Here is a 13,728-nt window from a genome sequence, read left to right on the forward strand (position 1 = left end):
GTGACCATGCCGATTGGCCGGGCGTTGGGCGGCCGGGCGATTCATGTACTCGACACCCTGGGCCAACCGGCGCCGGCCGGTGTGGTCGGTGAACTGGTGATTGGCGGTGAGCTGCTCGCACGGGGCTACTTCCAGCGCCCGGAATTGACCGCCGAACGCTTCATTCCCGACCCGTTCGATCCACTGGGTGGTGGCCGCGTGTACCGTACCGGCGACCTCGCGCGTTATCGCGCCGACGGCGTGATTGAGTACGTCGGGCGGGTCGATCATCAAGTGAAGATTCGTGGATTGCGCATCGAGCTCGGTGAAATAGAAACCCATCTGCTGCGGGTTCCTGCGGTGCGTCAGGCACTGGTGGTGGCGCAACCGGGCGCCATCGGTCAGCAATTGGTGGCGTACGTGGTGTTCGACGATCCGACGCAAGCCAGCGCCGATTCATCCACGCTGGCGGCGTTGCGCAATGACATCAAGGCACGCCTGAAGGCCAGCCTGCCGGATTACATGGTTCCGACCCATGTGCTGTTCCTCGAAGGCCTGCCCCTGAGCCCGAATGGCAAGATCGATCGCAAGGCCTTGCCGGGCGTCGATGCCCGTCTGGTGGCGTTGGACTTTGTCGCGCCTGAAGGTGCACTGGAACAGCAGATCGCTACGGTCTGGCAGGACGTGCTGGAACGGGATCAGGTCGGTCGCGACGATCACTTTTTCGAGCTGGGCGGGCATTCTCTGCTCGCCACGCAAGCGGTCTCGCGCCTGCGCAAACTCACGGCCTGTACGTTGAGCCTGCGCGACCTGTTCAGCCATCCGCGACTCAAGGACCTGGCGGCGTGGATCGCGCAGCAGCAGGGCACACCTGAGCCGAACGGCCACCACGGTTTGGTGCTCAAGGCCCATGGCACCCGGCACAGCGCACCGTTGTCGCTGGTGCAGCGTCGCTTGTGGATCGCCGAGCAATTGTCCGGCGGCACCGCGGCCTATGGCATGCCGATGGCCTTGCGTTTGCGTGGTGAGTTGTCGGTGGAACGGCTGATCAGCAGTTTCGCCGAGGTGGTGCGCCGCCATGAAGTGCTGCGTACCGCGTATACCCAGGACGATGAAGGTGACCCGATTGCCGTGATCGCCGAGCAGGTTGAACTGGATTTCCCGGTGATCGATTTGTCCGGTCTGTCCCGCAGTGCCCAGGAAGAATGGGTGGCGCAAGCAGCACTGGAAAACGCGCGCACGCCGATTGATATGGAACACGCGCCACTGTTGCGTGGGCGGATCCTGCACCTGGGGCCGACCGAGCATGTGATGCTTTATGCGATGCACCACATCATTTCCGATGGCTGGTCGATGGGCTTGCTGGTCAACGAACTGGTGCAGATTTACCACCGCACCAAGGCCGGTGACCTGACCCCGTTGCCGGCGCTGGAGGTGCAGTATTCCGACTTCGCGCTATGGCAGCAGGAACTGGAACAGCAAGGCGTGCTGGCGCGCCAGGCCGAGTACTGGAAAGCGCGGCTCGCGGGCTATAGCGGGCAACTGAAGTTGCCATCGGATAACCCCCGTGGTTTGACACCGTCCTATGCCGGTGACTCGGTGCAGTTCCAGCTCACCACGTCACTCAGCACGGCCTTGCGCCAGTTGTCCATGGACGCGGGCGTCACGCTGTACAGCACGCTGCTGGCCTCGTTCCAGGTGTTGTTGCACCAGATCAGCGGCGTTGCGGATGTGTTGGTCGGCGCCGACGTGGCCGGGCGTGAACAGCCGGAGCTTGAACGGTTGATCGGCTTCTTCGTCAACGTCTTGCCGTTGCGTTCGCAGTTCGATGCCGCCACGCCGTTCGCCCGATTCCTGGGCCAGACCCAGGAATCCCTGCTCAGTGCCCTGGAGCATCAGGACCTGCCGTTCGACATGATCGTCGACGCCTCGGACGTGCCGCGGCACAAGGGCATGAACCCGCTGGTGCAAGTGTTGTTCGTGATGAACAACCTGCCGGGACGCACCCAGGCCATGGGCGGTTTGAGCGTGGAATCGCTGCCGGCGCTGGAGACCCATTCTAAATTCGACATGGCGTTGTTCGTTGACGATGAAGCAGGGCAATTGCTGGGTAATTGGCAATTCGCCACAACCTTGTTCGGACACGAGCGCATCCAGCACCTGGTCAAGGCCTGGATAGCCCTGTTGGAACAGATCGTCGCTGATCAGGACATTCTATTGGGAGCTATCAGCATGCCAGTCGACAATTTAGCGGTGGCCGCCAAGCCTGCCGTCCCCGGACCCAAGGCCGACAAACTCGGTAAGTTCCTCAAGCGCGGCGCAGCCCCGGCGGCCAAGGCCCGACCAGCGCCGATCCGCGAATCGCTGATCGCCGCACCACAGCCGTTCCCGCTGCTGCTGGAACCGAACGAGCCGCACCTGGACTTGATCGAGTGGATCAACAACAACCGGCCGCTGATCGAAGAAAAACTCGCCAGGCACGCCGGGATTCTGTTCCGTGGTTTCGAACTGGACGGCATTCAGGGCTTCGAGGCGTTTGCCGAAGCGATCCAGCCAGGGCTTTACGGCCAGTACGGCGATCTGCCGAAGAACGAGGGCGGCAAGAACACCTACCGCTCCACGCCGTACCCGGAACGCAAGATGATCCTGTTCCACAACGAGAGCTCCCATCAGGACCGCTGGCCGCGCAAGCAAATGTTCTATTGCGAGCAAGCCGCGCCCATTGGCGGTGCGACTCCAGTGGTGGATTGCCGGTTGATGTACGAAAAACTGCCGGTGGACCTGCGGGACAAGTTCGAGGAAAAAGGCCTGCTTTACGTGCGCACCTTCACCGACAACCTCGACGTGTCCTGGCAGCATTTCTTCAAGACTGAAGACCGTGCCGAAGTCGAGGCCCGCTGCCGGGCCGGCGGCATCGAATGGCGCTGGCTCGACAACAATGAACTGCAAACCCGCACCCCAGGGCCGGCCATCATTCGTCACCCGGTGACCGGCGCCAAATCGTTCTTCAACCAGGTGCAACTGCATCACATCTATTGGCTGGAGCCGGACGTGCGGGAAGACCTGTTGTCGATGTTCGGCCTGGACCGCTTGCCGCGCCATGTGTTCTACGGCGACGGCACGCCGATCGAAGATGAAGTGATGCAACGCATCGGTGACTTGTACGAAGAATGCGCGGTGCGTTTCGACTGGCAAAAAGGCGACGCCATCCTGCTCGACAACATGCTGGTGGCCCACGCCCGTGATCCGTTCGAAGGCCCGCGCAAGATTGTCGTGGCCATGGGCGACATGTTCGACCGCAGCGCCCTTGAACGCGTAATGAACACCGAGGAAACCGGAGCATGAACGAGGTATCGATGGACCAGCAGGACCTGGGTTACGCCTTGACGCCTGAACAGCAACGGTGGCTGGAGCAGTTGCCCAAGGCCCCGGCCTGTGGTGATGCGCTGCATTTCCTGGAGATCGAGATCCGCGGCGCCCTCGATCCGCAGCGAATGCAAAGCGCGCTGGATCGCTTGCTGGCGCAACAGCCGATGCTGGTTGCGCGGCTGGGCAAGGCGCCGGGTTTCCATGGTGTCCGGCAGTTCGTCGGGGGGGCGGAGCGCTTTCCGCTGAGCGTGCAGGTGCGGGTCGATACCCCGGCCGGTATTCAGGCTCAGCTCAGCGAATGGGCGGAACGTGCTTTTGTCGTCGGTGAGTCCGAAGGCGCGCAAGCGGTGCTCTATCGCTTGGCCGATGATCAATGGAAATTGGTCTTGGGTCTGGCCCGGCACAGCCTCGATGCAAGCGGCGTGCGGTTGCTGTATCAGCAATTGGTGCGGGCCTATGGGCAATCAGCGGCGGCGGACGACGAAGAGACCGGTGAATTCACCCAGTACCTGGAATGGCGCAGTGAAGTGGTGCTCGACGAAGACGCGGCCGGCGCACGTAGTTACTGGCAGGAACACCTGCAAGGCGTCGATCCTGATCTGAGTACTCCGTGGCTGGCCTATCGCAACGCGAATCCTGGGTTGTCGTCGGCCACTGAATCGCTGGCGCTCACGCTCGATCCGGCACTGCGCAGCGGTTTGCAGCAAGTGGCCGAGGCGTTGGAGCAATCGCCGAGTGTGGTGCTGCAAGCGGCCTGGTGGCTGTTGCTGGGTCGGCTCAGCGGGCATCAACAGGTGCTGGTCGGGGTGCGGCATGACAGTCGCGAAGATTACCAATACTTCAGTAATGCCGTGGGCGTGTTCGAGAAAACCCTGCCGCTGAACCTGCCACTGACGGCGAATGCAGGGTTCAGCACTTGGGTGGCGGAGTTGGCGGCGCGCCTGGATGAGCACCGTACGTGGCAGGAATACTGGTCGCCTGAACTGGCGCCGACGGCGGCTCGCCCGGCCTATGGTTTTGCCGTGTGCCGGGCCATGCAAGCCGCGACGTCCGCTGATCTGCAATGGACTCCGCATTCGGCAGTGCGCGAAGCACTGTTTGAATTAATGCTTGAACTGGAAACGGACGAGGCGGGCAACGCCCACGCGTTCCACCTGCATTACAACGCGTCCCGTTACTCGGTTCAGGCGATGGAAGGGTTGCTGGAGCAGTTGCGCGTATTGCTCGAAAACATCGTTGCCAATCTTCACGCCGAACTCGGTCAACTGAACGTGTTGGGAGCCGCCGAACAACAGCGCTTGCTGTCGATCAACCCGCCAGCGCGAGCACGGGTCGATAGCCGGTTCTTGCCGCAGCGCATTGCCGACTGGGCCAGGACCACGCCGCAAGCTATCGCCCTGACTGACGGCGATCAACGCCTGAGTTACGGGCAGTTGCAGGCGAAGGTCGAGGTGTTGGCCCAGGCATTAAAAGCCCAGGGCATGGGGCCGGGGGCTATCGTCGCGCTGGCCTTGCCACGCTCGGCGGAGCTGGTGATCGCCATGCTCGCGGCGTGGCGCATCGGCGCCGCGTACCTGCCGCTGGACCCGCAATGGCCGCAAGCCCGTCAAGCCTTGATGCTGGAACAGGCCGGCGCTGCGTTGCTGCTGGTCGACGCCGGGAACATCGCGCAATGGCACGATTATCCGTTGCCTCTGGCGACCGTGGATCGTGTGCTGCAATCGACCCCGGCGAGCACGTCGGCCATCACCCACGATACACAGGGCGATCAGGCGGCGTACGTGCTGTTCACCTCCGGCTCCACCGGTATGCCGAAAGGCGTGGTCATCGAGCATCGGCAATTACTTAATTACACCGCTCACGTCAGCCAGGCCCTGGGGCTGGATCAATGCCAGCAGTTCGGCTTCACCTCCACGGTGGCGGCGGACCTGGGCAACACGGCGCTGTTCGGCGCCTTGTTCAACGGTGCCGCACTGCATGTGGCCAGCGATGAGCAAATGCAGGACGGCAATTTGTTTGCCGACTTCCTGCAACGGCAAGCCATCGATTGCCTGAAGATCGTTCCGTCGCACCTGGCTGCGCTGCTCGACAGCGAACGCGCGCAACTGCCGCGCACGCTGGTGCTGGGTGGCGAGCCGATTGCCCAGGCATTGGTGCAACGGATCGCCGGTTTGCGCAGTGATTGCCGGGTGTTCAATCACTACGGCCCGACCGAGGCCACGGTCGGCGTGCTGGTTCATCCGCTGGATCTGGAGGCGGCGGTGCCTGACACCGGCGTTCTGTCCCGGGTGTTGGGCAACAATCAGGTGTTTGTACTCGACGATAACCGGCAACTGGCGCCAGTCGGTGTGCTGGGCGAGTTGTACCTCGGCGGCGCGCAGTTGTGTCGCGGCTACGTGAATGTCGAGGCCGATTCGCAAGTGTTTATCCAGAGCCCGTTCAATCCGCAGGAGCGCCTGTACCGCACCGGCGACCTGGCCCGCTATCGCCCGGATCTGGCGATTACGTTGCACGGTCGGCGCGATCAGCAAATCAAGGTGCGGGGTTTCCGCATCGAACTGGCAGAGATCGAAGCCGAGTTACTGCGTGTGCCACAGGTCGCGCAAGCACTGGTGTTGCCGGGGCCGTCCGCGCAAGACGGGATGCTCGCGTTCATCGTGCCGCATCAGGCGCCTTCGGCGACGTTGCTCGATGCCGTTCGCGACGAACTGGCGCGGCGTCTGCCCAGTGTGATGCTGCCGCAGCACTTGCAGTTGATCGACAGCTTCCCGCGACTGGCCAACGGCAAGGTTGACCGCAAGGCCTTGCAACAACTCGTGTCCACTTCGGCTGACGATGAAGCCATGCAGCCCCGCGATGCTCTTGAGCAACTGCTGGTGACGCGCATGGCGCAGTTGCTGGGGGTTGAGCGTCTGGGCATCGACCGGGACTTTTTCGCCGCCGGGGGCCATTCCTTGCTGGTGATCAAACTGGTGGCCGGCATTCGCAAGTTGTTGCAGTGCGAAATCCAGCCGGGCGTGGTGTTTGACCATCCGACCGTGGCGGGGCTGGCGGCGGCGTTGCGCTCCCGGGAAAGCAGTCCGGGTCAGTTGGAGAAGATGGCCCAGGCGAGGCTGCGTCTGGACAACATGAGCCCCGAAGAAAAAGCGTTGCTCACCGAAAAAGCCCGGCAACTGCAGAACGCCAAGGCTGCACAAAACGGTTGAAGTAGCAGAAAAAAAGGCCGACGCCCAATGCGTCGGCCTTTTTTTTGAATGTTTGCGCAAATGATAAATAAACTCATTCCGGTTTTTGCGCGGTGCTGCGTCTTACTTACGTAAGCAGATAAATCGAGCCGGGCAGGGTAGCCACAGGGCTCAGGTTTTCCCAGCCGTACACATTTTTACCGCTGCCCGGACAAACGATCGTGCCCGGGGAGGGGCCGGTCATCGACTTGCGACACGTTGCCCGAGATGGCAGCCGATCCAGGTGGTTCACAGGTCCAGGCAGCGGCAGGGCACTCGATTGCCCATGGATCCTATCCATTTCAATTAAAAATAGAGAGCACGATGTCAGCAATTCATGAGTTGAAACCTCTGTTCAAGGCCTTGGTCATTGCCCGAACCTTGCGCTCGCGTCGCTCGTTGGCCGGTCTGGGCATGGCTTGCCTGCTGCCGCTCAGCGCGCAGGTCCACGCCGAAGACTTCACCCTCGACATTCCTGCCCAGCCTTTGCCCCAGGCGTTGCAGGCGTTTGGCACGCAGACCAATCAGCAGGTGATCTACAGCGCCGATGATATGACCGGCCTGCGCAGCACACGCGTCAGCGGCAAGTTGAGCAGCGAAGCGGCGATTGCCCAATTGCTCAAGGGCACGGGCGTGCACTACAGCTTTGAAGGCAACACGCTGATGCTGGTACGCGGCAGTTCGACCGAGGGTCTGGAACTGGGCGCCACCACCATCAACGCGCAACAGGTGGGCGCGACCACCGAAGGTTCGAATTCCTACACCTCGAATGCCGTGACCATCGGCAAGGGCACCCACACCCTCAAGGAAATTCCGCAGTCGGTCACGGTGATGACCCGCAAGCAAATGGATGATCAGGATATCGTCGATCTCAAGGACGCCGCCAACAAGACCACCGGACTGGTCGGTGCCCAAGGCGTAGGCAGAGGTTTGATCCTCTCTTCGCGCGGTTTCCAGATCGATGACTGGCAGTACGACGGTGTGCCGATCCCGCGCAACACTTACGCGCTGGGCAACTGGGCCACGCAGGACTTGATTTTCTTCGACCGCATGGAAGTGCTGCGCGGTGCGTCGGGCTTGCTGCAAGGCACCGGCAGCCCGGGTGGCGCAGTCAACCTGGTGCGCAAGCGCGGTCAGGCCGTACCGACCGTGACCCTGACCGGCAAGGCTGGCTCCTGGGATCACTACGGTCTGCAACTGGACGCGGGCGGGCCGTTGAACCAGAACGGCACCATTCGTGGACGCTTCGTGGCCGACCAGGACGACACCCACACGTTCGTTGATTCCGAATGGTACAAGACCACCTCGCTGTACGGTGCGCTGGACTTCGATCTGAGCGAAGCCACCACCGTGGGGGTCGCGGTCAGCCAGTCCGACGGCGAATCGCGCGCGAATGTCCGCGGCTTCCCGCGTTACTCCGACAGTAAACCCATCGACCTGCCGCGCAGCACGTACACCGGGGCGAAGTGGAACCATTCGGATATCGACGTCACCACGCTCTACACCGATCTGGAACACCGTTTCAACGATGACTGGGCCTTCAAGATCGGCGCCGTGCGCATGACGGAAACCAACAAGGCGAAGAACCAGCGGGTGCAATCCACCGGCGATGGCATCAATCCCGATGGCAGCGGCGTGCAATACGCGGACTTCGTGACGGACATGGACTCCACCAAAGTCGCTCTGGACATGAACCTCACCGGCAAGTTCGAAGCCTTGTCCATGCCGCAGGAAATCATGGTGGGCGGCAACTATTCCAAATACACCTCGGACGACAAATACGCCCGAACCTTCAATGACAGCTCCGACAATATCTTCGACATTGATCACAACCGTCCGGATATCAGCTACGAAGGCTTGATCAATAGCCCCGGTGGTCGTGGGACTCCCAGCCAATACGACATCCGCCAGAAAGGCCTGTACGGCAGCTGGCGGGTCAAGCCTGTTGAAGACCTGACCCTGGTGCTCGGCTCGCGCGTCAGTTGGTACGACTACAATTACAAGTCTTCGACCCAGACCGCGAGCGGCATTACAGAAGATCCAAAAAGCACCGCCACTGAAACCGGAGAAGTCACGCCCTATGCCGGTATCGTCTATGACCTGAGCCGCGAATGGGCGGTCTACGCCAGTTACACCGACGTATATACACCGCAGACCGAACGCGATACCGCCGGCGCGGTACTCAAACCGATTATCGGCAGTAACTACGAGATTGGTCTCAAGGGCGAGTTGATGGACGGCCGGATCAATACCTCCGTGGCCCTGTTCCGTTACGACCAGGAAAACCGTGCCGTTCTCGATACGCAGGGTGCGCAAACCTGCGACGGTTGGTTCTGCTCGACGGCATCGGGCAAAGTGCGCAGCCAGGGTCTGGACGCCGAAATCAGCGGCGAAGTGATCGACAATCTGCAACTGTTTGCCGGCTACACCTACAACACCACCAAATACCTCGACGACCCTGACAACGAAGGCAAAATCTTCAGCTGGTGGACGCCTAAACACATGCTGCGTGTGTGGGGCAATTATCAGTTGAGCGGCGACTGGAGCCGTGTGAGTACAGGCCTGGGCTTTACCGCACAAACCCACACGATAGGTTTCGACCACTCCGTCAACGTTCCGGGTTACACCGTGTGGAATGCCCGCGTCGGTTACCAGCTCACCCCGGAAATCGAGCTGGCGATGAACGCCAACAACCTGTTTGACAAGACCTACTTCGCAGCGGCCTACAACCAGATCAACGGCAACAACAACTACGGTGATCCACGCAACGTGATGTTCAGCGTGAAATACACACCGCAGTTCTGAGTCCTTTGCACTAGCGTCAATGTCCCGGCCCGCGCCCTTTTACCAGGGGCGCGGGCTAATCTTGTAGCAGCTGCCGAGCAGCTGCTACGGTATTGCCGGAAGTACAAACAAAAACGCAGAAGCCATGGCTTCTGCGTTTTTTTTGCCGTCGCTCGGTCAGCTACATGACTTGCCCTGGCAGCCGAGAAACACTTCGGTAAACGACTCCAGTAGCGACTCGGTGTAGATCATGCTGCGGTGCGGCAGTGGTGAGTGGATCGAGGTGTGCAATTGGCCTGTCACGTTGTGGGCCCTGAGCAGTTGTTCCGAATACAGCACTTGCTCCAGGGTTTTATGCGACAGCGACCACCAGCAACTGGCCTTGACCTTGAGCGGCGGCAGCGAGAAGGCATTGAACGCGTCCACCAGGCGATCGTGAATCGCATAGGCCTGGGCGTTCATGACTTCCTGCTTGATGCCTTCCAGGGTCGCGATCATCTCTTGCTCGCCGGTGGCCGTCTGTTCGCTGGCCCAGCGATAGAAGGTCTTGAGGTCGGCCGTCGGGTTCCGGGCGATGAAGCTCGCCGCCGCCGGTTCCAGATGCGCGAACATCAGGTTGAAGACTTCGAGTGCTGCCAGCAGTTCGTTTTCCGCGCTGAGGTGGTTCGGGTTGTCTTCTTCCAGAGGCTTGCGCGGCAGGTCGGCGGGCAAGGCATGTTCGGGCAATGTGCTGTCGACGAGGCCGAGGAAGGTCACTTCCTTGCCCTGGCGCTCCAGGTGGGCGGCGACGTCCATGGCAATCGCGCCCCCCAATGACCAGCCCATCAATCGGTAAGGGCCGTGTGGCTGCTTCTCGACGATCTGTGCGCTGTAGTCGGCAATCATCTCGGCCCATGTCTGAGCGTTCGAGTCTTTGTCGGCAAAGCCCTTGTGCATCACGCCGAAGGTCCGGGCATGGGCACTGAGTTTTTTCGCCAGCGGCTGATAACAGAACACGATACCGCCGCTGGGGTGCAGGCAGAACAGTGGTGGTACCGACGCTGTCGAGGCATTGAGTTCGACCACGCATTGCACATGCTGCTGATGCTCCAGGGCGATGAATCTGGCCAGTGCCTGGACATTGGGGTGAGCCAGCATGTGTTGCAGCGCCAGTTTGATGCCCAGGCGCGCGTTTAGGGTCGAGATGAATTGAATGGCCAGAATCGAGTGGCCACCGAGTTCGAAAAAGTTGTCGTCGAGGCTGACACGCTCGACCTGCAACGCTTCTTGCCAGAGTTCGGCGAGCGCCTTTTCCAGGGGCGTTTCGGGAGCAATGAAGTGGCGCTGCGTCTGGCGGAGGTCGGGCTGCGGCAGGGCCTTGCGGTCGAGCTTGCCGTTGGGGCTCAACGGCATGGCGGCCAGTACCAGCAGATGGCTGGGCACCATGTAGTCCGGCAGATTGGCCTTGAGCTCAGCCTTGAGGGTTTCGCGCAGGTCGAGTTGTTGCTGCTCGCTCAGCGAGTCGCTTTGGGCCACGACATAGCCGACCAGTTGCAAACCCACCGCGCCTTCCCGGGCAACCACCAACGCCTCGCGGACCTGCGGCGATCGCAGCAGGCATGACTCGATTTCCCCGAGTTCGATGCGGAAGCCGCGAATCTTCACCTGGTGATCCAGCCGGCCTGCATACTCGATCACACCGTCGGCGCGATAGCGCGCCAGATCGCCGGTGCGGTAGAGACGACCGCCGCCCTGAACATCGAACGGGTCGGGGATGAAGCGCTCGGCCGTGAGCTCAGGTCGCTTGAAGTAGCCGCGTGCGAGCAGGTCGCCGGCAATCATCAGTTCACCGACGACACCCACTGGCACTGGCTGGCCGCCGGCATCGAGCAGGTAAATCGCCCGTCCGGCGAGAGGCTGGCCGATCGGCATGCTTTTGGGCAGGGCGATATGCCCTGTCACGTAGTCGCTGCAATCCAGCACCGTGGCGCTGACGGTCGTTTCCGTCGGCCCGTAGGTGTTTAGCAGCTTCACGTGCCCGAGCCCGGCCTTGCCCCAGGCCGCCACGCCCTCCGGTGGCATCGCTTCGCCACCGACGATCACTTGCCGCAGTGCACCGTAGTCGCGCTGACCGGCAGCGGCGAAGTCCTTGGCCAGCATGTTCCAGTAGGTGGTGGTCAGGTCGCTGACGCTGAACTGTTTGTCGAGCAGTTCGCGGTACCAGGTTTCACTGTCCCAGATATCCGGCCCGCGCAGCACCACCGAGGCGCCGCAGATCAACGCCGGGTAAAGCTGCTCGACAAAGGCATCGAAGTTGAACGTGGCGAACTGCAGGGACCGGTCCTGTGCGCTCAGGCCGAGAAACTCCAGCGCCACCTGGGCGTGACGGGTCAACGCCGCCTGGGTGATGCCGACCCCTTTGGGGCGACCGGTAGAGCCGGACGTGAACATCACATAGGCGAGGTTTTGGCCGGTGGTGCGGCAGGGCGGGTCAAGTGCGGGCAGCGTCCCCCGGACATCGATGTCGTCGACGCAGCGTCGCTGGACGCCGGGCATCGAGGGCAGCCGATCCAGCAGCGAACGCTGGCTCAGCAACACGCTCAGGCCACTGTCTTCAATCATCCAGGCCAGGCGTTCCTGCGGATAATCGGGGTCCAGCGGGACATAGGCGCCGCCGGCCTTGAGCACCGCCAGCAGGCTGACAATCATCTGCGCCGAACGCTCCACGGCAATGCCCACCAGCACCTCGGGGCCGACCCCGCATTCAATCAGGGTGTAGGCCAGGCCGTTGGCCGCATGGTTGAGCTGCGCATAACTGAGTTCAAGGTCGTTGAAGATCAGGGCCACCGAGTCGGGGGTTGCCAGCGCCTGGCGTTCGAACAATTGATGCACGCCGTCCTCAGGCATCGCCGACGCGGGCGGATTCCACTGCTGCAACTGAACCTGGCGTTCGTCGCTTGCCAGCAACGGCAATTCGCCGAGCGCACGCAGCGGATCTTCCGTGAGTGCATGGAGCAGGTTCAGCCAGTGCCGGGCCAGGCGTTCGAGGGTGGCAGGGGCGTAGAGGTCCCGGCTGTATTCGAGACTCGCGTGGATGCCCTCGAGCGAATAGCCGACGTCCAGGGACAGATCGAATTTGGCCTGGCCGGGACCCGCGCCGAGGAACTCCAGCGCCAGCCCGTCCAAGTCGATCCGGTCCGGTTGCCCGGCTTCGGTGCGCCAGTTGAACAACACCTGGAACAACGGATTGGCGTGTTCGCTGGCGTGCAATTGCAACGCGTCGAAACTCAATTCCAGCGGGTAATCGCCATGGTCCAGTGCCGCCAGCGATTCGCGCCGCAGCCGCTGGAGAAAGTCTGCGCAGGACAGCAGCGGATCAATGCGCGCCCGGTACACCTGGGAGCTGACGAAAAAGCCGACCAGATCCTGGGTTTCGCTGCGATTGCGGGTGGCGTTGGGTACGCCGACGGTAAAGTCGTGTTGGCCACTGTAGCGGCTCAATAACAATTGCCAGGCCCCGAGGGCCACGACGAAAGGCGTCAGTTTTTGCTGCTGGCAGAAGCGGTTCAGGGCTTGCGCGAGGGGGGCGGGCACACTGAAGTCATACTGCCCGGCAGGGTGGCTGTGCCGGGCATTTCGTGGGAAGTCCACCGGCAGATCGAGGGCCGGCAATGTTTGCCCCAGATACTCTTGCCAGTATTCGGCGCTGCTGGCGCAGATTGCACTGTGCAGGTATTCGCCGCGCTGCCAGGCGGCGTAGTCGGCGTACTGGATGGCCGGGCGTGGCAAGGGTGATGTATCGCTGCTGCCGGCCTGGGCAAAGGCCCGTGTCAGGTCTTGCATCAGAATGGCATTGGACCAGGCATCGGAAACGATGTGGTGCATGTTCATCAGCAACAGATGCTCGTCGACCGAAATCTGCAGCAGAGTCGCGCGCATCAGCGGCGCCTGGCGCAGATCGAACGGCATGCCGGCCTGGGCCTCGATACGTAGCGCGATCCGGTTGGCGCGGGCTTCGTCCGACAGACCCGACAGGTCTTCATGGCCGAGCACCAGTGTTGCCTGCGCATCGACCACCTGCATGGCGCAACCATCGATTTCGACGAAGGCACTGCGCAAAATATCGTGACGCTCAAGCACCTTGTTCAGGGCTGTTTCCAGCCGCCGGGGCGCCAGGGGGCCGGTGATGCGCATGACACGGGGCAGGTTGTAGGCGGCGTTGTCCGGTGACAGTTGCTGGAGAAACCACAGCCGCTGCTGGGCGAAAGACAGCGGCGCCGGGCGCTGGTTGACGCGGGCGGTTATCCCTTGGGGTTGATCACCGGCATCGGCCAGCAGCAGCGCCAGTACATCATCATCGATCAAGTCGTTCATCGGGGCTCTCGTAGTCGGC

The 13,728-nt window shown here is 61.8% G+C and carries 4 protein-coding genes (1 of these 4 running past the window's edge); 3 read left to right on the plus strand and 1 reads right to left on the minus strand.

All coding sequences use genetic code 11. The features are described 5' to 3' along the window. From ACEN8R_RS05120 to ACEN8R_RS05130, 3 genes are all read left to right on the plus strand, one after another. Window positions 1-3,324: the 3' end of a non-ribosomal peptide synthase/polyketide synthase gene (locus ACEN8R_RS05120; protein ID WP_495624599.1), read on the plus strand. It extends 10,197 nt beyond the left edge of the window; the window shows 3,324 of its 13,521 coding nt (coding positions 10,198-13,521); its start codon lies off the left edge, out of view; it ends in the stop codon at window positions 3,322-3,324. After that, window positions 3,321-6,554 carry a non-ribosomal peptide synthetase gene (locus tag ACEN8R_RS05125; protein ID WP_018925342.1) on the plus strand — a complete coding sequence of 1,078 codons (3,234 nt, stop codon included), beginning with the start codon at window positions 3,321-3,323 and terminating at the stop codon, window positions 6,552-6,554. Before ACEN8R_RS05120 ends, ACEN8R_RS05125 begins: the two co-directional genes overlap by 4 nt. A 342-nt stretch (window positions 6,555-6,896) precedes the next feature. Further along, window positions 6,897-9,377 carry a TonB-dependent siderophore receptor gene (locus ACEN8R_RS05130; RefSeq protein WP_018925343.1) on the plus strand — a complete coding sequence of 827 codons (2,481 nt, stop codon included), beginning with the start codon at window positions 6,897-6,899 and terminating at the stop codon, window positions 9,375-9,377. Window positions 9,378-9,533: 156 nt separating this feature from the next. On the opposite strand, the gene ACEN8R_RS05135 is transcribed toward ACEN8R_RS05130, so the two are convergent. Next, a complete protein-coding gene (locus tag ACEN8R_RS05135) occupies window positions 9,534-13,709 on the minus strand; it encodes a non-ribosomal peptide synthetase (protein WP_018925344.1) in 4,176 nt (1,391 codons plus the stop codon). Window positions 13,710-13,728: the final 19 nt, after the last annotated feature.

The sequence above is a fragment of the Pseudomonas sp. Pseusp15 genome (assembly GCF_059492165.1).

Coding starts and splice junctions, on each gene's coding strand:
- ACEN8R_RS05130 (WP_018925343.1), top strand. CDS start 6,897: ATGTCAGCAATTCATGAGTTGAAACCTCTGTTCAAGGCCTTGGTCATT.
- ACEN8R_RS05125 (WP_018925342.1), top strand. CDS start 3,321: ATGAACGAGGTATCGATGGACCAGCAGGACCTGGGTTACGCCTTGACG.
- ACEN8R_RS05135 (WP_018925344.1), bottom strand. CDS start 13,709: ATGAACGACTTGATCGATGATGATGTACTGGCGCTGCTGCTGGCCGAT.